The organism is Caulobacter endophyticus (assembly GCF_029543245.1).
GTDB classification, from domain to species: domain Bacteria; phylum Pseudomonadota; class Alphaproteobacteria; order Caulobacterales; family Caulobacteraceae; genus Caulobacter; species Caulobacter endophyticus_A.
Window position 1 is genome coordinate 142,575 of sequence record NZ_JARQWV010000003.1, and the last position, 25,585, is coordinate 168,159.

Consider the following 25,585-nt stretch of genomic DNA (forward strand, 5'->3'; position numbering starts at 1 on the left):
TTGGGCGAGGCGCCTTACCTGGGCTCGACCGGCACGGGCGCGGCCTCGGTGAGCATGGCGGGAGCGAGCGCGCCGACGGGTCCGTGCAGGGCGTTCAGGCGGGCATAGAGGCCGCCCTCGGCGAGCAGGGCCTCGTGCGAACCGCTTTCGACCAGCTCGCCCTCCTCCAGCACGTGGATCACATCGGCCTCGCGCACGGTCGACAGCCTGTGGGCCGCCACGATCGTCGTCCGCCCCGCCATCAGCCGACGCAGCGCCGCCTGGATGTCGCGCTCGGACTGCGCGTCCTGGGCGCTGGTGGCCTCGTCCAGCAGCAGGATCGGTGCGTCCTTCAGCAGCGCCCGGGCGATGGCCACCCTCTGGCGCTGGCCGCCCGACAGGCCCGTTCCCTGCTCGCCCACGCGCGTCTCCAGCCCATCGGGCAAGGCGGCGGCGAAATCCAGCACCCCGGCGGCCAGGGCCGCGTCGGCCACCTCCTCGGGACTGGCCTCCAGGCGTCCCAGCCGGATGTTGTCGGCGATCGTGCCGTCGAACAGCGTCGCCTCCTGGCTGACCACCGCCACCGCATCGCGCAGCGAGGCCAGGTTGACCGTGCGCACGTCCGCGCCATTGACCAGCACCCTGCCCTCGTCCGGGTCGTGGAAGCGCAGGATCAGGTTCAGCAGCGTGCTCTTGCCCGTGCCCGTGCGTCCCACCAATGCGGTGACCTTGCCCGCCGGCGCGACCAGATCGACGTCGCGCAGCACCCTGGCTCCGTCCTCGCCGTAGCTGAAGCCGACACCTTCGAACCGCACGGCCCCCGAGATCCTCGGCAAGGCCGGCGCCGCTTCAGACGACAGTTGCCGCACCGGACGGTCCATCAGCGCGAACACCCGCTCGGCCGCCGCAAGCCCCGTCTGGAGGTCGATGTTGACGCGCGCCAGCGAGCGCAGCGGCTGATAGGCGCCGTAGACCGCGCCGATGAACACCAGCAGCGTGCCGGGCGTCATGGACTGGGCCACGACCTGCGCACCGCCGTAGACGATCATCGCCGCCATGGCCAAGCCGCCTAGACCGTCGAAGATCGGCAGGACTGAGGCCTCGATCCGCGTGGTCTCGGTCAGCAGCCCGGCCACCGATCGCGCGCGGGTCTCGACGCCCGCCGCATTGACCGCTTCCAGCCTGTAGGCGCGGATCAGGCGTACGCCCTGCAGCGCCTGGGTGACGAAGGCCGTCAGGTCGCCGATCTGCTCCTGGCAGACCAGCGACACGCCCCGTAGCTTGCGGCCCAGACGGACCAGCAGCAGCAGCGACAGCGGCGCGGCGGCGATGCTGAAGATCGCCATGCGCCAGTCCGTGGCGAACATCAGCGTCAGCATGCCGCCCACGGTGAGGCAGTCCTTGCCGACGCGCTGGAAGAAGTTGCAGATCGTCACACGCAGCAGGTTGACGTCGTAGATGAAGGCCCCGACGAGCGTGCCGGAGGCGCGCGCTTCAAACAGGTCCATGTCGTGGTGCAGCAACTTTCCGAACAGGCGCTTTTGCGTATCCAGGACGATGTTCTGTCCGAGCATGGTCAGCAGCACGCCCTGGACGTAGCTGGCCAGGCTGCGCAGCACGAAGATGGCGACCACCGAACCGCCCAAAACCCAAAGCAGGGCGGCGTCCTTGGCGATGAACACCCGGTCGACCAGCGGCCCCATGAGATAGGTATAGGCCGTGGCCATGCTGGCGATCACGCCCATGCAGCCCAGCGACAGCGCCAGCAGCAGCAACTGGCGGTGCAGCGTTTCGCGATAGAGGCGCGTGATCAGGGCCCACGAAGAGCGTCGGCGCGCGCGCGGCATTGAAGTCTCGCCGAAGGCCATATCTAGCATCGTCCTGGCTTGGCTTTGCGAAGGTTCAGTTGGTGAGCATGGCGGGAGCGAGCGCGCCGGCGGGTCCGTGCAGGGCGTTCAGGCGGGCATAGAGGCCGCCCTCGGCGAGCAGGGCCTCGTGCGAACCGCTTTCGACCAGCTCGCCCTCCTCCAGCACGTGGATCACATCGGCCTCGCGCACGGTCGACAGCCTGTGGGCCGCCACGATCGTCGTCCGTCCCGCCATCAGCCGACGCAGCGCCGCCTGGATGTCGCGCTCGGACTGCGCGTCCTGGGCGCTGGTGGCCTCGTCCAGCAGCAGGATCGGTGCGTCCTTCAGCAGCGCCCGGGCGATGGCCACCCTCTGGCGCTGGCCGCCCGACAGGCCCGTTCCCTGCTCGCCCACGCGCGTCTCCAGCCCATCGGGCAAGGCGGCGGCGAAATCCAGCACCCCGGCGGCCAGGGCCGCGTCGGCCACCTCCTCGGCACTGGCCTCCAGGCGTCCCAGCCGGATGTTGTCGGCGATCGTGCCGTCGAACAGCGTCGCCTCCTGGCTGACCACCGCCACGGCATCGCGCAGCGAGGCCAGGTTGACCGTGCGTACGTCCGCGCCATTGACCAGCACCCTGCCCTCGTCCGGGTCGTGGAAGCGCAGGATCAGGTTCAGCAGCGTGCTCTTGCCCGCGCCCGTGCGTCCCACCAGTGCGGTGACCTTGCCCGCCGGCGCGACCAGATCGACGTCGCGCAGCACCCTGGCTCCGTCCTCGCCGTAGCTGAAGCCGACACCTTCGAACCGCACGGCCCCCGAGATCCTCGGCAAGGCCGGCGCCGCTTCAGACGACAGTTGCCGCACCGGACGGTCCGTCAGCGCGAACACCCGCTCGGCCGCCGCAAGCCCCGTCTGGAGCGTGACGTTCACCTTCGACAGCGACGGGATCGGCGCATAGGCGCCGACGATAGCGCCGATGAACACCACCAGCTCTCCGGGCGTCATGGCGCCGGCGATCACCTGGCCGCCGCCGAACAGGATCACCAGGGCGACCGCAAGACCGCCCAGGCCGTCGACGACCGGCAGGATGGCGCCTCCCACCCAGGCGTTCCTGGTCACCAGCCGGGCCAACGACGTCATTCGCGCGTCGGCCTCGGCCTGCAGGCGACCTTCGAGATTGTAGGCCTTCACCGTCCGCACGCCCTGGACGGCGCCGGTCAGCGCCTCGGTCAGCATGCCAGTCTCGACCTGGGTGCGCAGCGAGATCTGGCGGACCTTGCGCCCCAGATAACGCATCGGCGCGATCGCCATCACCGGCAGCGCCAGACACATCAGCGCCATGCGCCAATCGGTGAAGAACATCAGGCCGATCATGGTGATGATCGTCAGCGAGTCCTTCCCGGCCGTCAGGAAGACGTCACAGACCGCCGCCCGGACCATGTTGGCGTCGTAGATGAAGGCCGAGGTCAGCGCGCCGGTCGAACGAGAGCGGAAGTCGTCCAGATCATGTTCCATCACCTTGCGGAACAGGCGGGCCTGAAGGTTGGCGACGATCTTCTGGCCGACGGCGACCAGCAGGACTTCCTGAAGGTATCGCGCCAGGCTCCTGACCGCGAAGATCACCAGGATGCCGGCCGCGATGGCCCACAGCATCCGTCCATCGCGAGCGACGAACACCCGGTCGATCAGCGGCCCCATGAGATAGGTCTGGGACGAACTGGCGATCGCCACCGCGATCATGCACGACAGCGCGGCCAGCAGAGCGCCCCAGTGGCGCCCGAGCTCCTCGCGCCACAGACGCGAGAAGATGCGCCACGATCGGCGGTCCCGCTCACGAGGCGCCGCAGTCGGATCGTCGGTGGTAGAAGATACTGACACTGTGGAAACCGGTATCAATTGAGCCGCGCCCGGGCGGTGTGAGACCACACGCCCATACGGCGCAGCCAGGCTGCTGAGGATTGAGGTCTTGGCGGGCTATGGCGCTTGCCAAGCGCGGATCGCGCTCGGCGCCTGGAGCGATCGTCCGCCTACGCCGGCGACGCCAAGCGCGGCAGATGAGCGGATAGCCGATCCCGACGGAACACCTCGGATGGACCCGCCCCTACCGCCATCTACGCCCCCAACATCCGGTGGACTAACGCAATGCGTCGCCACACTCATAACGCGATACAGCGTTAAATAGAATCTCTAGCAACGCAACCCTTCAGGGCTGTTTCCGGTCAAGTTTCCACGGACGAAAACGTCAGCGGCAGGCGTCGCCCCCACGGGTCAGTTCGCGAAGTTCGCGGAGCGCCGCGTCGAGCAGCACGCGCAGCGTCTCGGCCGTGCTCCCGCGGGCGGGCTCGCCCGCCGACGCGACGTCGACGGCCAGCAGGTAGCCGCGCCCCGGCACGGTCTTGAGCAGCTCACGGTCATCGCCGAGCGCCTTTCGCAGGGCCGAGACCTGGACACGCAGATTGCTCTCTTCCACCGTGGTAGTCGGCCAGACGCGGCGCATGATCTCGGCCCGCTCGACGACTTTGCCCCTCGAACGAAGCAGGACATGCAGCAGGTCGAAAGCCCGGCTGCCGATCTCGACCGCCTGGCCGTCACGCAGCAGGATGCGGGCCGCAGGCAACAGGCTGAAGTCGCGGAAACAAAGAGGCTCGCTCCCGAAGGCCGTCACGACGCCGATCGTCCCCGCGCCCTCGCGGTCGGCGGAAAAATCGCTTCGATCGAGCCCGGCCCTCGTCGATGCAGCATCCATGTCCAGCTCCTCGTCCAGTCCGATGACGAGGTCGCGCGGCGCGAAAAAAACCGCACCCGATCCGACGAAAAAACTTCAGCGCACCGCGACGATCTCCCATTCGTCGGGCCCGCGCCGCACCAGGCGCACCGGGTGCAGCAGCGCCAGCGAGCGGCCGAAGCGCGGCAGGTCACCGGTCTTGAACCGGCCCCGAATGCGCAGGGCGGCCACGGCCGGATCGCGAACGGTAAGCCGGCCAGCGCCGTGCAGGCTGAGTTCACGGGCGGCCTCGGCCAGCGTCACGTCGTCGAACACCACGAAGGTCTGCCGCCAGGCGACGGCCTCCCCGACATCGGCCGGCGACACGCGGGCGGGCCGGCCGTCGCGGGCGACCAACTGTTCGCCCTGCGCCAGCAACGCCGCCTGGCCCGCCGCACCGACCGGGCGGACGGAGACCTTCCCTTCCAGCAGCACGACCCGCAATTCTCCCGACGCCAGCAGCACGTCGAAGCGGGTGCCCAGGGCCAAAATCTCCTGGCCCTGGGCCTGGACAGCGAAGGGCCGCCTGGCGTCATGGGCCACGTCGAAGAACGCCCGCCCCCGCGCCAGGCGAACATCGCGCCGGCCCTCGGCCAGGGTTACGTCCGCGGCGGCGCCGGCCGCCAGGGTCATGCGTGTGCCGTCGTTCAACTGGAAGACTTGCGGTCCGTCGCCCGTCGCCGCGTAGGCTCGAACGTCGCGACGCGCGTCCGGCGCCTGGGCGATGATCGGGGTCCCGGGATTTCCACGCTTCACGCCCTCCTGGAGCCACAAGCCGAGCCCGCCGCCAGCGGCCAGCACGACTACCGCCGCCGCAACCGCCGCCCGAGGCGCCCAGCTGGCGCGTCGCGGGCGCGCGCTGCGGGCCTGCGCTCTCAGCGCCGCCAGGATCTCGTCGTCCACGCCGTCGTCGAAATCGGACCACGCGGCCAGAGCCTGGATCCACGCCGTCTGGTGAGCCGGATCAAGCGCCAGCCAGTCGGCCAGCACCGCCGCATCGATATCTCCGCCGCCGTCCTCGCGCCGATAGAGCAGCAGGGCCGCCGCCTCCGACGGATCCATCGCCTTAAGGCGACCAAGGGTCAGGAGCTCGCGCATCAGACCGACCTCTTTCGAACGCTGCTCAGGTGCTGAATCGCTCGAACCATGTGCTTTTCGACGGCGCTGACCGAAATCCCGAGCTGGGCGGCGACCTCGCGCGACTTGCGGCCTTCCAGCCTGTGCAGAATGAAAATCTCGCGAGTGCGGAACGGCAGGTCCAGCAGGGCCAGGGTCGCCGCCCGCAGCGCCTCCTTGCCCGCGAGTATCCTGTGGGGATCGAAGTCTTCCTCGGCGTGGCGATCGGGATCGAAAGCGACGTGATCGTCGGCCTTGCGTGCGAAACGCCGGCGCCCCCTGTCGGCCAGGACGTTGGAGGCGATCTGGAATACGAAACCGCTCAGGTGCCCCACCGGCTCGGCGCTGTCGCGCGCGGCGATGCGCGTGAACACCTCCTGCACCAGGTCGTCGACTTCCGCCGGGTCGGGCACGCGGTTGCGGAAATAGCGGGCGAGAGCCTGGCGCAACGGCCCGGCCTGCTGGACGAGCGGATCCTGGCTCACGCGTTGCGGCGCGACCGCGCCCAGGACGTCGGTCGCCCCGCGTTCGCTCGCTTCCCAATCGTCCGTCGGCGCCAGCTCCATGACCGTGAGGTCGCGGCGGCGCGCCAAACCCGCATCACTTTTCCGCTCCCCGTCCGCTTGATCGCTCGCCGCGAGCTTGTGTTCCCCACGCGACATATAACCCAAGGTCCGCGGCGCGTCTGGAGGGGGCGTTCACGCCGGCTTCACCGCGCTTCACGGGCTTTCACGATCCAGAACGGGCCGTCTTCGACGGGGGCGTCTAGCGTGACGCGATCATGCACATAAGGACGCCAGCCATGCCTCCCAGCCCCCTACGCCTTGCGCCCCTGGCGCTGGCGGGACTGCTCGCCCTTGCTCCCCTCAGCCAGGCGTACGCCTCCGGAGACGCCCCGATGACCGCCCAACCGCCCCCCGCGCTAGAAGCCCGCAACCGCGCCCTCGTCGAGGAAGCCTTCGCCAGATGGAGCGCCGGCGCCGGCGGCCCCTACGACCTGCTGGCCGACGATGTGTCATGGACGATCGTCGGCCGCTCCGACGCCTCGCGCGCCTATCCGAGCCGCGAGGCGTTCATGTCCGAGGTGATCAGGCCGTTCAACGCCCGCATGAGCCAGGGGCTGAAGCCGACGATCCGGCAGATCACCACCGACGGCGACAAGGTGATCATCTTCTTCGACGCCGCCGGCGTGGCCAAGGACGGCCAGCCCTACCAGAACACCTACGCCTGGTTCTGGGAGCTGCGCGACGGGCGGGTGGTTCGGGCGCACGCCTTCTATGACGCCATCGCCTTCAACGACCTGTGGCGACGGGTGAAACCCTAGCCACGCCCTCTTGCCGACAATCACGACCCGAAGACGCCGGCCGGCTCGCCTCGGCCGGCGTCCTGCGTTTCGGGCACAGCCCGCCCCGCCCCGCTTACAAGCCTTTACGCCGTTTAGCGGCGCTGAACGTGCGGCCAGGCCGGTCAGCGGCGAATGATCCCTCAGGTCACCAACGAGGATCTCGCCGCCATGCCGCTCAACTCCAGCAACGCCCAGGCCGTCATCGACGGCGCCGAGGCCAAGGCCCGTGAACTGGGCCTGCCCGTCATCGTCGCCGTGCTCGACGACGGCGGCCACCTCAAGGCCTTCAAGCGCATGGACGGCGCAGTGCTCGGCTCGATCGACATCGCCACCCGCAAGGCCAGGACCGCGGTGCTGTTCGGCGCCGAAAGCCAGGCGGTGTGGGACTACTGCAAGCCGGGCGCGCCCGCCCCGGGGCTGGAGCTGACCAACGGCGGCCTGGCGCCCTACGGCGGCGGGATCCCGCTGCGCGACGTCGGCGGCGTGCTGATCGGCGCCCTGGGCGTTTCCGGCGGCTCGATCGACCAGGACGTCGCCGTCGCCCAGGCCGGCTTCGCGGCCTTCGCCGCCCAGGCCCTCTGAACTTCCCTCCAAGCATGAACCGAGAAGGACGTTACTCATGAGCAAGAAGACCATTCTCGTCACCGGCGCCGCCACGGGCTTCGGCAAGGGCGCGGCCATCGGCATGGCCAGGAACGGCCACGACGTCATCGCCACCGCGCACGTGGCCTCACAGGTGACGCCCCTGCGCGAAGAGGTCGAGAAGCTGGGGCTGGCCGATCGCATCAAGGTCTATCGCCTCGACCTGAGCGACCCCTACGACATCCGGCAGGCCGTCGGCCTGGACTTCGACGTGCTGTGGAACAACGCCGGCATGGGCGAGGCCGGACCGGTCTGGGAGATCCCGGTCGACCTGGTCCGCAGGAACTTCGAGGTCAACGTCTTCCTTCCGCTGACCCTGACCCAGGGCGTGGTCCAGAAGTGGGTTCGCGAGGGCAAGAGCCAGGGCAAGAAGGTGGTGTTCACCTCGTCGATGGGCGGCCTCTTCACCCCGGCCAACTGGGGCACCTACGTCTCGACCAAACACGCCCTGGAGTCGATCGCCGAAGCGCTCCAGCAGGAGCTGGCGGCCTACGGCGTCAAGATCCAGACCATCAATCCGGGCGCCTACTACACCGGCTACAACGAGACCATGGCCGACAACCCGTTCCGCTGGCTGGACGACGACAAGAACTTCACCAAACGGGCCGATCTGCGAAAGGGCTTCGACGACTTCTTCGCCACCCCGGAAGGCAAGATGGACGCCGAGGAGATGATCGACCGGATGATCGAGATCGTCCCGGCCGACACCGGCAAGTTCCGCAACGTGGTGCCCAAGGTCATCGAGGACATGCTGAAGAACCATCAGCTGGCCGCCTGGGAAAACCAGATCTAGGCCGCGAGACAGGGACGGGTTCGCCCGTCCCTCGCCTGGACCGGCCCCCTCCCCGCTAGCCCGGCCGGTCCAGGCCCCTTCCAATTTTCTGCTGGAGATCGCCATGGACGCCCCGCGCCCGCCCCTGCCCCCGTTCAACCTGGACGCCGCCATCGAGAAGGTCCGTCTGGCCGAGGACGGCTGGAACAGCCGCGACCCGGCCCGCGTGGCCCTGGCCTACACGCCGGGCAGCGTCTGGCGTAACCGCTCGGAATTCCTGCAGGGGCGCGAGGCGATCATCGCCTTCCTGACGCGCAAATGGACCCGCGAGCTCGACTATCGCCTCATCAAGGAGCTCTGGGCCTTCAACGACAACCGGATCGCCGTCCGCTTCGCCTATGAATGGCGCGACGACAGCGGCAACTGGTTCCGTTCCTACGGCAACGAGAACTGGGAGTTCGGCCCGGACGGCCTGATGCGCTGGCGGCTGGCCTGCATCAACGACGCCCCGATCGCCGAGTCCGAACGCCGCTTTCACTGGCCGCTGGGCCGCCGTCCCGATGACCATGCCGGCCTCAGCGACCTGGGCTTCTGAGTGCGCGGGCGTCGGCGGCGCCATGCGGGCCATCGACGCGCTCGCCGACGGCCGCGGCGTCTCCCCGCGCGCCTTGCGCCGCGGCGGCCTGCCAGGCTGGCGACTGCAAAAGGCCCTGCGCCACATGGAAGCGCACTATGGCGGCGACCTCGCCCTGGAGGCCCTGGCCGCCGAGGTGGCGCTCAGCCGCTGCCACTTCTGCACCGCCTTTCGCCAGACCACGGGCTTCACCCCGGGCGAATGGCTGACCGCGCTGCGTCTTAGGCGTGCGCGCCAGCTGATCCGCAGCACGCCCCTGCGCATCACCGAAATCGCCCTGGCCGTCGGCTATCAGACTCCATCGGCCTTCACCCATGCCTTCCGCCGGGTCTTCCGTGAGACCCCCAGCCGGTTTCGGCTCGCGACGAACGCCGGCGACCACCCGAAAACCCTGTGCGATTGAAATCGCCGCCCAGTGGTGGCCCATCGACGCAAAGCAAGGCCGTCAACACGCGGTTTTACCTTTCTTCCCACCGCTTAATGCGACAACCGCCCGTCCGCGGGCCAAGCTTTCGCATTCTCCATGCTGAACGCCCCGGAGGCCGCCGTGCAGCAGCAACACCTCATGGTCGACGTCGACCTGGCCGAGGCCGGCTCCGAAGCCGTGCGCGCCGAAATGTTCAGCCTGGCCCGCGCCGTGATGGCTCTTGCCGACGAGCTGGGCCGCCCCAGCCCTGCGGTGAAGGCCGTACTCGACCGCGCCCGGTTCGTGCTGGGCCAGCAGGACTGCGTTCCCTCCGGAGACTCGCCCCTGGCGCCGTGGCAGCTGCGCCGGGTGCTCGCCCACGTGGAGCGTCACATCGATCGGGCCATAACCATTCCGGAACTGGCGCGGCAGGCGAACCTGTCGACCAGCTATTTCTCGCGCGCCTTCCGCCAAAGCCAGGGCGTCACGGCCGGCGCCTATGTCCGCAATCGCCGGATCGAGCACGCCAAGCAGATGCTGCGTGACTCGTCGACCAGCCTGGCGCAGATCTCCGGCGCCTGCGGGTTTTCCGATCAGGCCCACTTCACCCGGGTGTTCAGCGCCCTCGTCGGCCTGCCGCCGCATCGCTGGCGACGCAGCGGACGCGGTGCGCACCTGTCCTGATCCGCCGGACGGCGGGCGCGCGTCAGTGCACCTGCATCCGAAGCTGCAGCGCCATCAGCCGGCGGGCGCAGCGGCTTTCCAGTACGAACATGGTCAGTGCGGCCAGCAGGGCCAGAACCCCGACGCCGCCGACGCCCGCGACGAGTCCCACCGGCACGTCCATGCCGGCGGGGGCAGCGGCGAGGATGGCGCCGGCCAAGCCCATTAGGGCCGATGCGCCGAACAGGCCGGCGGCCGCATAGAGCAGGTCCAGGCCGAGCAGCAGTCGCCGGATGCGCCGAGCCGCCAGATGCTGGGCGGCCTGGCCGTCGGCGAAATGCCGGCTGATCAGGTCGTCGCTGGCGACGATCGAGGCGCGGAACTCGCGCCACTGGGCGATGGCCAGGCTGTAGCGGATGGTGGCGCTGTTCTGCATGGTCGCGCAGGCGTTGGTCAGGATCGCTGGGCCGCCTATCAGGCTCAACAGCATGAATGGGTTCTCGTCCATGGCGCCAGCCTAGCGGCAGGACGCCCCCGTGCGCTGTCGCCTGCGTTCGGTGATCGACCAGCCTGCCGCTGCGAAGCGCTCAATCTGGGCATCTGCGATCGGTGAGGCGGCCGACACAAAAAGCTACCCTATCGCAGACCAGCGTTACATTACCCGTTTTTAGAGCGTAATAATGTTGGGTTGAGTGAGCGGTGTCGCGCTCGCAGGCCGGAGGGGTGGGGCTTGAAAATCCTGGTTACGATGCCGCGCGCCGTCATGGGCGCGAGCGCGGCTGCATGTCTGAGCGCGGCGCTGCTGGCGCCGTCCCCTGCGGCCGCCCAGGTCGCCCTGCCCTCCCGTCAACAGCTCGACCCGGCCAACGCGGCGCCGATCGCGGCCGCGCCGCGCGGCGACCTGTTCAAGGGCGTACAGGCCGGCCCCTGCGCCTTCCGCGACAGCCCCATCAAGATCACGCTCAAGGCCGTGGATTTCCAGGGTGGGACCACCACGCCGCTGGCGCTGTCGGACCAGGCCCTGGCCTCGACCTACGCCGAGTTCATCGGCCGCGAAGCCCCGCTCAGCGTAGCCTGCGACATCCGCGACCGCGTCGCGGCCCTGTATCTGCGGCGCGGCGTGCTGGCCAACGTGGTCATTCCCGAACAGCGGATAGCCGACGGCCGCCTGACCCTGGCCGTGGTCGAGGCGCGGATCGTTTCGGTCAACTATCACGGCGACGCGGGCCCGGCCCAAAAGCAGGTCGTACGGTTCCTCGACCATCTGCGCGGCATGGCGCCGTTCGACCTCGACGTCGCCCAGCGCTACCTGCTGCTGGCGTCGGACGTGCCGGGCGTGCGTATCCAGTCGGCGCTCAAGCCCTCGCCGCACGGCCAGGGCGCGATGGACCTGGAGGTCGCCATCAGTCGCGACGCCGTCGACGGGTCGGTGGCCTCCCAGAACTACGGCTCCAAGACCGTGGGACGCGACCTGACCCTGGCCCGTCTGGACCTCAACGGCTTCACGCCGCTGGGCGAGCGCACGTCGATCCTCGGCTACGGCACGCTGTCGAGCGACGAGCAGCGGGTCATCCAGGTGGCCGAGCGGTTCTTCATCGGCGGCGACGGCCTGACGGCCGACCTGTCGGGCGCCTGGGGCTGGACCAAGCCGGGCGACATCCTCAAGCCGCTGGACCTGGAAGGCGAATCCTTCGCCGGCAACGTCCGCCTGACCTATCCGCTGGTTCGCCACCGCAACCGCAACCTCAACATCGGCGTCGGCCTCGACTGGATCGATCAGAAGGTGGAGTTCGGCGGCGGCCTGGCCACCCTGACCGAGGACCACCTGCGGGTGTTCTTCCTGCGCCTGGACGGCCACTACGCGCCGGCCAGCCTGGCCGCTCATTCGGTGGCCATGACCGGCGTTTTCGAACTGCGCCAAGGCAGCAACGGCCTGGGCGCCAGCCGCTATGGCGACCTATCGGCCTCACGCTTCCTGGGCAAGCCGAAAGCCACCGTGATGCGCACCGAGGGCGAGATCGGCGGACGCCTGGCCGGACCTGTGATCGGCAAGCTGAACGTCCTGTGGCAACACACGGACGACCCGCTGCTGTCCTACGAAGAATACGGTATCGGCAACCTTACGATCGGACGCGGCTACGACCCGTCGGCGGCGGCCGGCGACCGGGCCCTGGCGGCCTCGCTGGAGCTCAGCACGGTCCCCCTGCCTATCCGGGGCGGCCGCGCGGCCTGGCGTCCCTACGCCTTCTACGATCTCGCCGAGCTGACCAATCTGGGGATCGGCGCCGGCAAGCTCGACCTGACCTCGGCCGGGGTCGGGGTCCGCGCCCAGCTGACCTCGCGCGTTGCGGTCGACCTCACCTGGGCCAAGCCGTTCGACAGCCCCTTCGGCGTCGGCGATGCGCCGTCCTCGCGCGTGCTCGTCTCGCTGTCCGCCGCCCTTTTCTAGTTCGCTGAAGTCTCCGGAGCGTTCTCCATGACCCAGTCCCCGACCCTTCCCCGCACCGCCTCGCGTCCCCAGCGTCGGACGAAACTGCTGGCGGCCTCGGCCCTGTGCGGCGTCGCCGCCATGCTGGTCGAGCCAGCTCTCGCCCAGACCCTGCCGACCATTCCCGGGGCCGGTGACATCACGGTCTCCTCGGGCGGCTCGCAGCCGGTGATCAGCTATCCCGACGCCATCACCCTGCAGATTCAGCTGAATGCGTCCCGGACGGTGATCAACTGGTCCAGCCTGCACGTCAGCAACGGCGACACGATGGACTTCCTGTTCAACGCCGCCAGCGACATCGTGCTGAACAAGACCACCAGCCAGATCGCCATCGACAACGGCGGCACGGTGACCGGCAAGGTCGGCGCGGCGACCGGCGGGAACATCTGGTTCTATTCACCGCAGGGCGTGATCGTCTCGCCGGGCGCCACCATGAGCGCCGGCGGGTTCGTATTCGCCGGCGGCACAGGCCTGATCGACGCCAACTTCGTCAACGCCGCAGATCCGACCGCCGTCCTGCGCGCCGCGTCGAACGCCATGATCCGAATGAACACGCTGAGTTCTGCGACCAGCGCCTCGATCGATGCGGCCGGCAACGTCCTGCTCAGCGCAAGCAGCGGCGCCCTCAGCGTGCAGACGGTGTATGGCGCGACGGCTCTGGTGAGCACGACGTCCGGCTCGATCACCGCCTCTGAGGTAACCACCACCAGCGGCGCGGCTACGGTCACCGCCGGCGGCCCCGGCGCGACCGTGACCCAGATCACCGGCGCGACCGGCGTCACGGTCTCTTCGGCAAACAACAGTTCGGTCGGCGCGGCCACCACCACGACCTCCGGCGACATCCTGATCACCAGCAACGGATCGGCCTCGCTGACGCTCGGCGATTCGGCGGGCGACCTCACGCTGAGCGCGCCGCAGGTGTTCCTGAGCACCGTCGACGCGATCGGCAGCGTCTACGTCACCGGCACGACCCAGGCCTATGTGACCAACCGGATCTTCGCCGGCGACGACGTCGAGATCACCGCCGACGGCAACGTCACGGCCGGCGGGGCCTACATCAAGACCAGCGGCACGGGCGCCGACGACAGCCACATCCTGATCCGCTCGACCAACGGCTCGGCTTCGGGCGGCACGCTGCTGACCCAGGGGACCGGCTCCAAGGCCGGCGACATCACGGTCAGCGGCGCGACCTCGGCGACCCTGACCACCGGCGTCTCCAGTCGCGACCTGACGATGAGCGGCGCGAGCATCGGCGTGAACAACGCGACCGCCGCCCGCGACATCACCCTGACGGCCTCCAACGGCTCGGCCACGATCACCACCTCGGCCACGGCAGGCGACGACCTGGAAGTCACCGCCACCGGCGGCGACGTGCTGGCTTCGGCCGCCACCTTGAAATCGACCGGCGTGGGCGCCGCAGATGACGCCCATGTCACGGCCAGATCGACGACCGGCGCGGTAACTGTCGGCTCGGCCGTCACCCAGGGCGGGGGCGGCACGGCCGGCGACATCCTGATCGAGGGAAGCACCGGCGCGACGCTGGGCTCGGCTTCCTCGACCCGGAACCTCACCTGGACGGGCGGCGGCGATCTGGCGCTGACCGGGAACTACAGCGCTGCCGGCGCGGCTTCACTGACGTCGGCCACCGGCGAGGTGAACCAGACCGCCGGCGTGGTCACCGCCAGCTCGCTGACCGCCAACGCCGCCATGGGCGTCAGCCTGGGCGGCGACAACATGATCGACCAGGCCGGCAACGTTCAGACGCTCACCGGCGACGTGTTGCTGAACAACGCCAAGGCCCTGACCGTCGCCGGCGATGTCGCTGGGCGGGACATCACCGTCACCACCACGGCCGGCGACTTGACCGTGAACGCCTCGACCCAAGTCGTCGCGACGCGCAACCTTGTTCTGACAGGCGAGACCGGCCTGATCGCCAACACCGGCGCTGGCGGGCTCCTCTCCGCCGGCGGCGACGCCACCCTGACGGCGACCACGGGCGACGTCGCGGCCATTTCCCTGTCGTCCGGCGGATCGGCCCTCGTCCAGGCGCTGTCCGGCAGAGCGACCCTGCGCAGCGCCTCGATGACGGGCGGCGGAGACCTCACGATCTCGGCCACGGGAGCGGCGATCCTGGGCGCCGACACCCCGTTGAGCATCGGCGCTTCCGATCGCGTCAGCCGCACGGGCGGCGTCGGGACAATCAACGTCGCCTCATCGGGCGGCGACGCCGTGGTGTTCCTGGATAGCCTGACCGGCGGCGGCCTGACCTCGGTGACCGCCAGCAACACGGTCGGCACGGCCTGGATCCGCGTCGATGGCGGCTTCGACGTCGGCGTCATCGAGGGCTTCAGCGCCTACCTCGACGCGACGAACGGCACGATCAACGCCACCAACGTCACCCTGGGCGGCGGCGACTACACCGCTCAGGCGCGAGACTGGGCGGGCGCGGCGCTGAACCCCAGCGGAACGATCCGCAACCTGACGATCATCGACACCGACGGCGGCCTGGTGCTGGGCAGCGCCCTCACCGCCACGGGCAATCTGCGGCTGGAGTCCTACGACATCCTGACCAGCGCCTACGACCTGACCGCCGGCGGCGACGTCACGGTAATGGCGGCGGGCGACATCGATCTCGCCTCGGCGGCGGCCGGCGACGACATCACCATGCAATCCTCCGGCGGCCAGGCCATCCTGCGCAAGGCCGACCTGACCGGCGTGGGTTCGGGCCGCGACCTCAGCATCACCGCCGCCGGCGACGCCGTGCTGGGTGACCCCGACTATCTTGCGATCACCAGCGACAACCTATTCACCCGCTCGGGCGGCGGCACGGGGACGGCCCAGATCAAGTCGATCAACGGCGAAGCCATGGCTCATCTCGATGCGAGCGCCGCGATCGACCTTCTCGAAGGCGAGTCCGCGTCCGCGCGGATCATGAGCGGCCCGGCAACCTTCGGTACGATCACGGCCCGAACGGGCGATGCGACCATCGAGGTGCTTGGCGGCGCGATGACCATCGGAACAGCCACCGCCGCCAACGGCTATCTGGACCTCTACGGCGAAGGCGGCGACCTGACGATCACCGGCTCCGCGCACGGCGCAAGCGGGGTCACCATCCAGACCGACGGCCTGTTGGACGGCAGTCTGGCCAGCCTGATCTCAAGCGACGGTGATCTCGACCTGATCGGCGACGCGGTGAATGTAGGCGAGCTCACAGCCGCCCAGGCCCTCACCGTTGGCGCGCTCAACGGCGACGCGACGGTGCGATTGGCCAAGGCTGGATCGACCGTGCAGGTGATCTCGCTCTACGGCGACGCCGCCCTGCGCGGCGCCGAGGCCCCCGACGGCGTCGCCGTTGTCGCCGCCGGCGCAGGGACCGCCACCTTCGGGGCCGACGACAAGGCCTCGATCACCACCGCCAACTATGTCGACACCAACGCCGCCAGCGGCGGCCTGGGTGGGCTGAATGTCATTTCCTACGACGGCGACGCCGTGGTGAACATCAACTCGGCCACCAATGGCGTCGCACTCGTCGGCGCGGCGATCGACGGCAGCGCCACCGTCGTGCAGAAGACCGGCGACCTGAAGATCGGCGAGATCGCCGCCTACAACATCTCGATCGAAGCCATGGGCGGCACACTGGAAACCGGTTCCACGGTCACCAGCGGCGGCGACTACACGATCACCGCCCAGGGTTTCCTGGGCGACGCCCTGACCCCGACCCTGTTCAACGGCGTGATCCGCGATGTGACGATCACCGACACGCTCGGCGACCTCGACCTGGGCGTGGCAGCGATCCACGCCGATCGCAAGCTGACCATCGCCGCCCAGGACGGCGCGGTGCTCGGCCAGGCCCAACTCAGCGCCGGCGCTGGCCTGGGCGACGGCGACATCAGCGTGATCGGCCAGGCCATCGCCCTCGACACGGTCGTCGGCGACGGCTCGGTGACCCTGGACGGCGGAACCGGTCTGGTGAACGTGGCCACCAGCGTCACGGTCGGCGGCGACTACGTTCTCAGCGGCGGCGGTTTCTCGGCCGCGGCTCTGACGCCGCTGGGCGCCAAGGCCGGCGCCTGGACGATCGACGACAAGGCCGGCGCCTTCGATTTCACCGGCACGCCCCTCGCCTACGGCGGCGACATCACCATCACGGCCGTGGGCGACGTCACCGGCGGCGACATCACCAGCGACAGCGGCGACATTCGCGTCACCGCCGCCAGCGGCCAGTTGGGCGCCCTGAACGCCGCTTCCGGCCAGGTCCGGGCGAACGCCAGCGCCGGCGGCATGAACGTCGCCTCGGCCAAGGCGGCCGACCTGATCGAGGTCACGGCCACGACGGGCGCGGCAAGGCTGGGTGCGGCAGTCCTGACCGGAACCGGCGCCAACAGCCTGCTTGTGCGGTCCACGGGCGGCGACGCCAGCCTCGGCGCGACGACACCCGGCGCCGCCACCTCGGCCAATCTCGTCGCCTCGGCAGGCTCGAGCACCATCGTCGAGGTCGGGAGCACGACCGGCGACGTCGACGTCAACCTGGACCGCACCGATACGGCCCTCACGACCGTCACGGCTCGGAACGCGGCCAGGGTGACGGTCGCCAGCGGCGCTCTGACGATCGGCCAGTTGACGGCGGGCGCCCCGTCCACGGTCAAGGGCGGCGGCGAAACGCGACTGGTGTCGGCCGATGTCAGCGGCGACCTGTGGGTCGGTTCGACGTCCGGCGCCCTGCGCCTGGGCGACGCCACGCCCGGCCGGGTGATCAGCGCCACTGGCGCGCTGTCCCTGAACGCCGCCGCGGGGATCACACAGCAGGGCGTGCTGCGCGGCAACACCCTGGGCGTCGTTTCGGGCGCGGGCGTCGTCCTGCTCGGCGCCAACGACGTGGCCCATCTGGACACGGTCAGCGTCGCCGCCGGCGGCTTCGCGTTCAACGACATCCGCGGCTTCGATATCCGCGGCCCCGTCACCGCCACCGGCCAGACGGTAGACCTGCGGTCCGGCGGCGCCATCGCCCAGACCTCGGCGGGGGTCATCACCGCTGGACGACTGACCGGCTCGTCGGTCGGCGGCGCGGACTTCGGCGCGGCGAACCAGGTGGCCCAGCTCGGCGACTTCACCAACACGGGCGGCCTGTTCAAGCTGGTCGACAATCGCGCCCTGGCGATCGACGGCCTGGTCCGAAGCACCGGAACCGTCTCCCTGGCCTCCCACGGCGGCATGAGCTTCACGGCCAATGGCAGGGTCGTGGCCGACGGCGCGGGCGACGCGGTGATCCTGGCCTCGGACGGGGTGTTCACCAACGCCCGCGGTGCCGACGCCGTCAGCGCAACCAACACCGCCGGCCGCTGGCTGATCTACACCCAGGCGCAGGGCTCCCCGACGGCCTCGACGGCCGGCAACAGCTTCAACGGCCTGGCAGGCAAGTCCTACTACGGTTCGGCCTACGACTTCTCGACCGGAACCTTCGCCCTGGCGCCCAACGCCGGAAACCGCTTCGTCTACGCCTATCAGCCGACCCTGTCGGTGACGCCGGTCAGCCTGGTCGTGACCTATAACGGCGGCGTTCCGTCGATCTCGACGGCGATCACCGGCCTGATCAACGGCGACGCCGCCGCCGACGCCTGGTCGGGCTCGGCGCTGGCCTCGGGCGCCACCAGCGCCAACGCCGGGACCTACGCGCTGTCCGCGAGCGGGAACCTGACCTCGGACCTCAACTACCGCTTCGCCTACAGCTCAGGTTCGCTGCGCATCGATCCCCGGCAGGTGACCGTCACGGCCGACCTTGGCTCCAAGCCGTTCGGTCAGCCTGACCCCATCTTCGGCTATCGCATCACGGCGGGCGCGCTGGTCGCCGGCGACGCGTTCACCGGAGCGCTCACCCGCGCCAGCGGAGAAACGCCCGGTGGCTATGCGATCACGCGGGGAACCCTTGCGCTGTCGGCGAACTACGAGCTGACCTTCGCCGGCGCAGTGTTCACGATCCAGGGCGTGCCGTCGATCGAGCAGGAAGGCTCGGTCATGCTCAAGCACGTCACGCAGTCGCCGGACTTCACGCTCGACTGGGATCCGGAGTTCAACCTGGAAACCCAGGGCCAGCCCTGCATCGGCGAGGGATGTCCGGCGCAGAGCGGCTCGACCGCAAGCGGCAAGGTCGTCGCCGCCCTGCCCTAGCGCCTGGACGCGGCGAGCACCTGGGGCCGGCCGGCGTTCCAGGCCAGGGCGTCCTCACGCGCCTTGGCCAGCGCCGCGGCGGTCTGCACCAGAACCGGCCCGCCGCAATAGAGCAGGCGCTGATGGAAGACGCCTCGGAAGGTGTTCGGCTCCAGGCTTTTCAGCGCCGGATGCGAGATCACGCGATCGGCCCAGCTGGGCGCGCCCTCCCACCGCGATCCGGCCAGCAGCACGGTCGGCGGATCGGCCAGCAGCGCCTCCAGCGAGACGTTGCCCCACTTCTTGAGCCCGTAGTGGCTGGCGTAATTGTCGAAGCCGCAGCGCTCCAGCATGTCGCCCACCAGGGTGCCGCGTCCGGCCACCAGCCCGCCCGGCTGGTAGATCAGGGCGCTCAGGCGCGGCTGGTCGGGCCTGGGCGCGGCGGCGGCGATGGCGGCCCGCACCCGGGCGACGACGGCTTCTCCGCGATCAGGCCGGCCGACCAGGGCGGCGATCTGATGGATCTGGTCGAGGCTGTCCTCGACCTTGTTGGGAACGTCGAACTCCTCGACCCGCAGGCCCCGGGCCTTCAGCGCGGTGCGCGTGTAGAGCCCCGAGCGCTTGCTGGCCAGCACCAGGTCGGGATCCAGCGCCACGACCTCCTCGGCGCCCTCGCGGGTGAACGGGAAGGTGCGGGCCCGCGCCGCCATGATCGAGACGTCGGGATCGCGGGAAAAGTGGCTCAGCGCGGCGACCTGGCGGCGATCGGCCACCTCCATGAGGATCAGGTCGAGGCATGAGCCGATCGAGACCACCCGTTGCGCGGCTCCGTCCAGCGACGGTCGCACCGGCAAGGCGGCTGCGGTCAGCGACAGCAGACCGGCGGTCGCGGCGCGGCGGGTGATCGCGTCAGTCACGGACGACCTTGCCGGCCGGCGGCACGCGGACGATGAAATGGCCCTTCACGCCCTCGGGCCACTGACGGTAGGGCACGACGCCCTCCTCGCTGGCCATGTAGGCGATCGCATAGTCGAGAATGGCCCGCGCCGCCTCGCCCGTCGGCTCGAACCGGCCCAGCACGTAACCGATCTTGTCGGCAGCCCGCAGGTGGATCGAGCAGTGCTGGCCGCAGTTGAACAGGCACGGCATCTCTTCGATGGACAGACCGTCCAGCCGGGCGTCCGCCGCCTTTTCCGCCAGCAGCGCCTGGGCCAGGCGCGCGCCGCCGCGCACGCCCTCGGCGTCCTCCCGCTCCTCGGCCGAGAACCGGCAGGTGTTGCAGACGACGAGACAGGGTCCGTCGGCGGCGTCGCGCAGCAGGGTCAAAATTCGATCCCCGCCTGGGCCTTCACGCCGGAACGGAATGGGTGCTTGACCAGCGTCATCTCGGTGACGAGGTCGGCGGCGTCGATCAGCGCCTGGGGCGCATTGCGGCCGGTGACGATCACGTGCTTGCCCTCGGGCCGGTTGACGATCGCCTCGACCACCTCCTCGACCGGCAGGTACTCGTAGCGCAGGACGATGTTGAGCTCGTCGGCCACGACCATGTCGACCTCGGGATCGGCGATCCGCGCCTTGACCACGTCCCAGGCCTCGCGGGCCACCATGATGTCGCGGGCGCGGTCCTGGGTGTCCCAAGTGAACCCCTCGCCCATCGGCCTGAACTCGACCTGGTCGGGGAAGGCGTCGAAGACCACCTTCTCACCGGTCTTCAGCGCGCCCTTGACGAACTGGATGACCGCGACCTTCTGGCCGTGCCCGACGGCGCGGCAGACCATGCCCAAGGCGGCCGTGGTCTTGCCCTTGCCGGTCCCGGTGTTGACGATCAGCAGGCCCTTCTCGATCTGGCGTTCGGCCATCATCTTGGCGCGGGCGGTCTGGATCTTGGCCATCTTGGCGTTGTGGCGGGCGTTGACGTCGTGCTCGGCGGTGGCGCCGTCTGAAATCGCGTCGCTCATGCGGCGGTCTCCTGGATCTTTGCGAGGTAGGCCAGGCGCACGGCGGCGCTGTTGGACCTGGGACGCCAGAGGCCGCGCTCGACGGCCTCCAGCAGGCGTTCGGCGGCTTCGCGCAAGGCGTCGGGATTGGCGTCGCGCATGAAGTCGGCGACCTGCTCGTCGGCGAGCAGGGCCTCGTAGGCGAGGTCGAAATGGTGGTCGCGCACGGCGCCCGTCGTGGCCGCGAAGGCGAACAGGTAGTCGAGGCTGGCGGCGATCTCGAACGCGCCCTTGTAGCCATGCCGCATGACCCCGGCGATCCACTTGGGGTTCACGAGGCGCGCGCGCACGACGCGGGCGATCTCGTCCTCCAGCGTGCGCACGACGGGCCGTTCGGGACGGGAATGGTCATTGTGATAGATGCGCGGCCCCTCGCCCTTCAGGTGCGTGACCGTCGCGGCGAGCCCGCCTTCGAACTGGTAGTAGTCGTCACTGTCCAGCAGGTCGTGCTCGCGGTTGTCCTGATTGTGGATCACCGCGTCGACTCCCGCCAGCCGCCGCTCCAACAGCGGCCGGGCCGCCTGCCCTTCCCCGCCCGCGCCGTAGGCGTAGCCGCCCCAGACCAGGAAGGCCTCGGCCAGGTCGGCCCGGTCCTTCCAGAGCTTTTCGTCGAACATCGCCTGCAACCCCGCGCCATAGGCGCCGGGCTTCGAGCCGAACACCCGCGCCCCGGCCGCCGCGTCGCCGCCCTCGGCCTGGAAGCGGGCGGCGGCGGGATTGTCCTTGGCGCTTTCGTCCAGCGCCATCACCGCGCGGGCCGCGCTGTCCAGCAGATCGATCTGCTGGCCGAAGGCGTCGCGGAAGAAGCCCGAGATCCGCAGGGTGACGTCGACGCGAGGACGTCCCAGCACCGCCAGCGGCAGGATTTCGAAGCCCGTCACCCGTCCCGTCGACGCCTCCCAGGTCGGGCGGCAGCCCATCAGGGCCAGGGCCTGGGCGACGTCGTCGCCGCCCGTTCTCATGTTGGCCGTGCCCCAGGCCGACAAGGCGACGGCCTTGGGATAGTCGCCCACCTGCTGCAGATGGTCCTCGACCAGCAGCTGGGCCGAGGCCCATCCCAGGCGCCAGGCCGTGGGGGTCGGCACGGCGCGCGTGTCGACCGAGTAGAAGTTGCGCCCGGTCGGCAATACGTCGGGACGGCCGCGCGTGGGCGCGCCCGACGGCCCCGGTGCGACGAAGCGGCCGGCAAGGCCCGTCAGCAGCGCCGCCATCTCGGCTTCGCCGCAGGCGTCGACGCGCGGCCCCAGGCGCTCGCGAACTTCTTCCAGCACCGCGGCGGCGCGGACCCATGCCGGATCGGCGTCGTCCCCGGCGACCAGGCTCGAAGCCAGCAGCTCCAGGCGCTCCACCGTGTCGCCTGTCGTTCGCCAGGCGTCGGACGACAGGCTCGCCAGGGCCTGGGGCCTGCTTCCCGTCCAGGCCTCGCCCAGCCGGGCGTCCAGCGGATCGAAGGCCAGACCCAGGTCGTCGGCCAGCGCCCGCAGCAGCGAGCCCTCGCGCCCCTTGCCCAGCCCGCGCGGCGTACGGGCCAGCGCCACGATCAGATCATCGCGCAGACGCCCGCCGGGAGAGATACCGAAGACGTGCAGGCCGTCGCGGATCTGCATCTCCTTCAGGTCGCACAGATAGTTGTCGAGCGCGGACAGGGCCTGGTCGGCGTCGGCCAGATCCATGCCGCAGTCGACGTCCAGCCCCTGGCTGGCCGCCAGCGCCAGGATCTCCTCCCGCAAGGGCTTGAGGCGGCGCGGATCCAGGCCCGCGGCCTCGTAGTACTCGTCGACCAGCGCTTCGAGCGCCTTCAGCGGGCCATAGCTCTCGGCCCGGGTCAGCGGCGGGGTCAGGTGGTCGACGATCACCGCGCCGATCCGGCGCTTGGCCTGCGTGCCCTCGCCCGGATCGTTGACGATGAACGGATAGAGCTGAGGGACCGGCCCGGCGATCGCCTGGGGGAAACAGGCCTCAGACAGAGCCAAAGCCTTGCCGGGCAGCCATTCGAGATTGCCGTGCTTGCCGACATGAACCACCGCGTGGGCGGCGAACACGGTCCGCAGCCAAGCGTAGAAGGCCAGATAGTTGTGCGGCGGAACAAGGTCGGGGTCGTGATAGGTCGACTTCGGATCGATGTTGTAGCCGCGCGCCGGCTGCACCCCGACCACGACCTGGCCGAACACGTGCAGCGGCAGCTCGAAACCACCGTCGACAAAGGCCGGGTCCTGCTCGGGGCCGCCCCAACGCGCCGTGACCGCCGCACGGACCGTCTCCGGCAAGGTCGAGAAGAAGGCGGCGTACTGGGTCAGCGACAGCTTCGGCCCGGCGGTCCGACCGGCGACGGCGGCGTTGGTGACCCCGGCCCGCAGCCGGTCCATCAGCGCCGCGCTCGTCTCTGGCGCCCCCTCCAGGCCATAGCCCGCCGCCGCCATGGCCTCCAGGATCGCCGTGACGCTGGCGGGCGTGTCCAGGCCCACGCCGTTGCCCAGGCGCGAGTCCCGGTTGGGATAGTTGGCCATCACCAGGGCGACGCGTCGCTCGCTGGTCGGCGCCCGGCGCAGGTCGGCCCAGCCTCGCGCCAGGTCGGCGGCGAAAGCGATGCGATCGTGCGCTGGCGCGTGACTGACCACGTCGCACTCGGTGCGGGGGTCGTGGCGCAGGGCCGCCTTGAAGGCCGTGGCGCCGGCCAGGACTCGGCCGTCCAGCTCCGGCAGCGCGACATTCATGGCCAGGTCCCGCGCGCCCAGGCCACGCGGGCTGTCCTCCCAGGCCGCGCGATCGAGGCCGGCGAACACCAGTTGCAGAACGACCGCCTGTCCGGTCTCCAGCGGGCTGGCCCGGCGGTCGTCGCCGGGATTGGACACCGCGAAGGCCGTGGCGTTCAGCACCACGTCAGGCGCGATCGCCGCGAAGGTCTCGCCGACCAGACCCGCCGCGAAGGCGTTCTTCAGGCTCTGGACGAAGATCGGGGCCACGTCGAAGCCGCGGGCGACCAGGGCCTCGATATGGGCGTCGACGGTCTGGGTCGTGCCCGCCGCCACCAGGGCTCGATAGAAGACCAGAGCGGCCTTGGGCCGCTGCGGCGACCAGTCCGCGCGAAGGCCCGCCAGATCCGTCACTCTTCGGCCCGGCCAGTAGAAGCCGGCGTCCAGCAGCGGCGCGGGCTCGCTCCAGGCCCCGTGCGGCCGTCCGATCATATCGGCGGCGTAGAGCAGCAGGTTGCGGGCGTTGACCACGCCGCCCTGGCGCAGATAGGCGAAGATCCGCTCGCACACCTCCGGCGGCGCGACCGAGGCCGCCCGCCCCTCGCCGCCCGCCGCTCCGGGCGCTTCCTCGTCGAGCAGGGCCACGAAGAGCGTTCCGCGTCGGCGGCACGCGGCGGCGATCTCATCCAGGCCGTAGGGCCAGTAGGCCCGTCCGCCGACCAGACGCGCGACCACGATCCGCGCTTTTTCGACCACGCTCTCCACATAGAGGTCGACCGACAGCGGATGCTTGAGGCGTAGCAGGTTGGCCAGGCGGACGGTCGGGAAGTCGTCGGGCAGTCCGGCCAGGGCCTGGGACAGGCATGCCAGGTCGCTGTCGGCGGCCGACAGGACGACGATCTCGCCGGGGCTCTGCCCCAGGTCGACCGCCTCCTCGCCGTCGAGGACCTGCCCCGGCTGGACCGCAAGCAGATGCATCAGGCCAGCGCCGCCTCGACCATCGGGGTGATGGCGTCGCGATCGATGCCCTTCTCGCCGATGACCACCAGCGACGAGGCCCGAGCCTCGCCCTCGCGCCAGGGCCGGTCGAAATAGGTCTGGATGCGCGGGCCGACCGCCTGGACGATCAGGCGCGCCGGCTTGCCCTCGACGGCGACCACGCCCTTCAGGCGCAGGATGTCGTGGCTGACCAGGGCGGTGGTCAGGCCCGCCGCCAGGGCGTCGACGTCGCCGACCGGGCCGCCGCGCACGACGAAGCTGTCGAAGTCGTCGTGATCGTGGTCGTCCTCGCCGTCGTGATGCGAGACGCGGCTGTCGAGATCATCCTCTGCGGCGACGCCCAGGCCCAGCAGAATGGCCGGGTCCAGCGCGCCCTGGGCCGCGTGGACGATCTTGACGCCCGGGCGCAGGTGCTCGCGCAGCTCGCTCTCGACCCGCGCCAGGGCCGGCGCATCGACGAGGTCGGTCTTGTTGAGGATCACCAGGTCGGCGCAGCCCAGCTGGTCTTCGAACAGCTCTTCCAGCGGCGTGTCGTGGTCCAGCGTCGGATCGGCCTCGCGGGCCTTGGCCAGGGCGGCCTCGTCGTGAGCGAAGCGGCCGGCGGCCACCGCGTCGGCGTCGATCATGGCGATCACCCCGTCGACCGTGGCGCGGGTGCGCACCTCCGGCCAGGTGAAGGCCTTCACCAGCGGCTTGGGCAAGGCCAGGCCCGAGGTCTCGATGAGGATGTGCTCGGGCGGGTTGGGGCGGTCGATCAGCTTCTGCAGCGTGGGCAGGAAGTCGTCGGCCACGGTGCAGCAGATGCAGCCGTTGGCCAGCTCCAGGATGTCCTCGTCGGCGCAGCCCTCGACGCCGCAGCCGCGCAGGATCTCGCCGTCGATGCCGACGTCGCCGAACTCATTGACGACCACGGCGAGGCGCCGTCCGCCGGCGTTCTCCAGAAGGTGGCGGATCAGGGTGGTCTTGCCCGCTCCAAGGAAGCCGGTCACCACGGTCGTCGGAATTCTGGCCATCTTGTCGTCCCTGCCTCGGTTCGAGGACCGGGCGGGGAACGTGACGGCGCGCAGAGCTGGGGCGGCGAGCCGTCCAGATCGTGCT

Annotated in this window: 19 protein-coding genes; 8 read left to right on the forward strand and 11 right to left on the reverse strand. The window is 70.0% G+C overall.

What is annotated here, in order from left to right:
* Positions 1 to 14: 14 nt before the first annotated feature.
* From P7A99_RS03990 to P7A99_RS04010, 5 genes are all read right to left on the reverse strand, one after another.
* A complete protein-coding gene (locus P7A99_RS03990) occupies positions 15 to 1,826 on the reverse strand; it encodes an ABC transporter ATP-binding protein (protein WP_277792647.1) in 1,812 nt (603 codons plus the stop codon).
* Between the two features lie 55 nt (positions 1,827 to 1,881).
* Positions 1,882 to 3,702: an ABC transporter ATP-binding protein gene (locus P7A99_RS03995; protein WP_277792648.1), complete on the reverse strand. Its 1,821-nt coding sequence runs from the start codon at positions 3,700 to 3,702 to the stop codon at positions 1,882 to 1,884.
* A 364-nt stretch (positions 3,703 to 4,066) separates the two neighbouring features.
* The gene (locus P7A99_RS04000) at positions 4,067 to 4,570 is read right to left on the reverse strand and encodes a winged helix-turn-helix domain-containing protein (protein ID WP_277792649.1); all 504 of its coding nucleotides are present in this window, start codon (positions 4,568 to 4,570) and stop codon (positions 4,067 to 4,069) included.
* Between the two features lie 75 nt (positions 4,571 to 4,645).
* Positions 4,646 to 5,686 carry a FecR family protein gene (locus P7A99_RS04005; RefSeq protein WP_277792650.1) on the reverse strand — a complete coding sequence of 347 codons (1,041 nt, stop codon included), beginning with the start codon at positions 5,684 to 5,686 and terminating at the stop codon, positions 4,646 to 4,648.
* The gene (locus P7A99_RS04010) at positions 5,686 to 6,297 is read right to left on the reverse strand and encodes an RNA polymerase sigma factor (RefSeq protein ID WP_277792651.1); all 612 of its coding nucleotides are present in this window, start codon (positions 6,295 to 6,297) and stop codon (positions 5,686 to 5,688) included. Before P7A99_RS04010 ends, P7A99_RS04005 begins: the two co-directional genes overlap by 1 nt.
* Before the next feature lie 305 nt (positions 6,298 to 6,602).
* Here P7A99_RS04010 and P7A99_RS04015 point away from each other — a divergent pair, with 305 nt between their 5' ends.
* From P7A99_RS04015 to P7A99_RS04040, 6 genes are all read left to right on the forward strand, one after another.
* Complete coding sequence (locus P7A99_RS04015) at positions 6,603 to 7,028, forward strand: nuclear transport factor 2 family protein (RefSeq protein WP_277792652.1); 426 nt, start codon at positions 6,603 to 6,605, stop codon at positions 7,026 to 7,028.
* 153 nt (positions 7,029 to 7,181) lie between these two features.
* Positions 7,182 to 7,631: a GlcG/HbpS family heme-binding protein gene (locus P7A99_RS04020; protein ID WP_277792653.1), complete on the forward strand. Its 450-nt coding sequence runs from the start codon at positions 7,182 to 7,184 to the stop codon at positions 7,629 to 7,631.
* A 37-nt stretch (positions 7,632 to 7,668) separates the two neighbouring features.
* Positions 7,669 to 8,484 carry an SDR family oxidoreductase gene (locus P7A99_RS04025; protein ID WP_277792654.1) on the forward strand — a complete coding sequence of 272 codons (816 nt, stop codon included), beginning with the start codon at positions 7,669 to 7,671 and terminating at the stop codon, positions 8,482 to 8,484.
* Positions 8,485 to 8,587: 103 nt separating this feature from the next.
* Positions 8,588 to 9,058, forward strand: coding sequence for a nuclear transport factor 2 family protein (locus tag P7A99_RS04030; RefSeq protein WP_277792655.1), 471 nt, complete (start codon positions 8,588 to 8,590; stop codon positions 9,056 to 9,058).
* 22 nt (positions 9,059 to 9,080) lie between these two features.
* Positions 9,081 to 9,500, forward strand: coding sequence for a helix-turn-helix transcriptional regulator (locus P7A99_RS04035; protein ID WP_277792656.1), 420 nt, complete (start codon positions 9,081 to 9,083; stop codon positions 9,498 to 9,500).
* Between the two features lie 120 nt (positions 9,501 to 9,620).
* On the forward strand, positions 9,621 to 10,187 hold the full coding sequence (locus P7A99_RS04040) for a helix-turn-helix domain-containing protein (RefSeq protein ID WP_277792657.1): 567 nt from the start codon (positions 9,621 to 9,623) through the stop codon (positions 10,185 to 10,187).
* A gap of 22 nt (positions 10,188 to 10,209) precedes the next feature.
* Here the strand turns inward: P7A99_RS04040 and P7A99_RS04045 are convergent, their stop codons facing one another.
* Positions 10,210 to 10,656, reverse strand: a complete 447-nt coding sequence (locus P7A99_RS04045) for a hypothetical protein (protein WP_277792658.1) — start codon at positions 10,654 to 10,656, stop codon at positions 10,210 to 10,212.
* Between the two features lie 240 nt (positions 10,657 to 10,896).
* On the opposite strand from P7A99_RS04045, the gene P7A99_RS04050 reads away from it, so the two are divergent.
* Both P7A99_RS04050 and P7A99_RS04055 read left to right on the forward strand, forming a co-directional pair.
* Entirely contained in the window at positions 10,897 to 12,615 is a 1,719-nt protein-coding gene (locus tag P7A99_RS04050; RefSeq protein ID WP_277792659.1) for a ShlB/FhaC/HecB family hemolysin secretion/activation protein, read from the forward strand.
* Between the two features lie 27 nt (positions 12,616 to 12,642).
* Complete coding sequence (locus P7A99_RS04055; RefSeq protein ID WP_277792660.1) at positions 12,643 to 18,819, forward strand: MBG domain-containing protein; 6,177 nt, start codon at positions 12,643 to 12,645, stop codon at positions 18,817 to 18,819.
* Here P7A99_RS04055 and P7A99_RS04060 read toward each other — a convergent pair.
* The 5 genes from P7A99_RS04060 to cobW are packed head-to-tail and all read right to left on the reverse strand — an operon-like array spanning position 18,816 to position 25,500.
* Positions 18,816 to 19,715, reverse strand: coding sequence for an ABC transporter substrate-binding protein (locus P7A99_RS04060; protein ID WP_277792661.1), 900 nt, complete (start codon positions 19,713 to 19,715; stop codon positions 18,816 to 18,818). The genes P7A99_RS04055 and P7A99_RS04060 overlap by 4 nt on opposite strands.
* Positions 19,708 to 20,124, reverse strand: a complete 417-nt coding sequence (locus P7A99_RS04065) for a DUF1636 domain-containing protein (RefSeq protein ID WP_277792662.1) — start codon at positions 20,122 to 20,124, stop codon at positions 19,708 to 19,710. The genes P7A99_RS04060 and P7A99_RS04065 overlap by 8 nt, the downstream gene beginning before the upstream one ends.
* The gene (gene cobO, locus P7A99_RS04070) at positions 20,121 to 20,756 is read right to left on the reverse strand and encodes a cob(I)yrinic acid a,c-diamide adenosyltransferase (protein WP_277792663.1); all 636 of its coding nucleotides are present in this window, start codon (positions 20,754 to 20,756) and stop codon (positions 20,121 to 20,123) included. Before cobO ends, P7A99_RS04065 begins: the two co-directional genes overlap by 4 nt.
* Positions 20,753 to 24,466, reverse strand: a complete 3,714-nt coding sequence (gene cobN, locus P7A99_RS04075; protein WP_277792664.1) for a cobaltochelatase subunit CobN — start codon at positions 24,464 to 24,466, stop codon at positions 20,753 to 20,755. Before cobN ends, cobO begins: the two co-directional genes overlap by 4 nt.
* Positions 24,466 to 25,500, reverse strand: a complete 1,035-nt coding sequence (gene cobW / locus P7A99_RS04080; protein ID WP_277792665.1) for a cobalamin biosynthesis protein CobW — start codon at positions 25,498 to 25,500, stop codon at positions 24,466 to 24,468. Before cobW ends, cobN begins: the two co-directional genes overlap by 1 nt.
* Positions 25,501 to 25,585 lie beyond the last annotated feature (85 nt).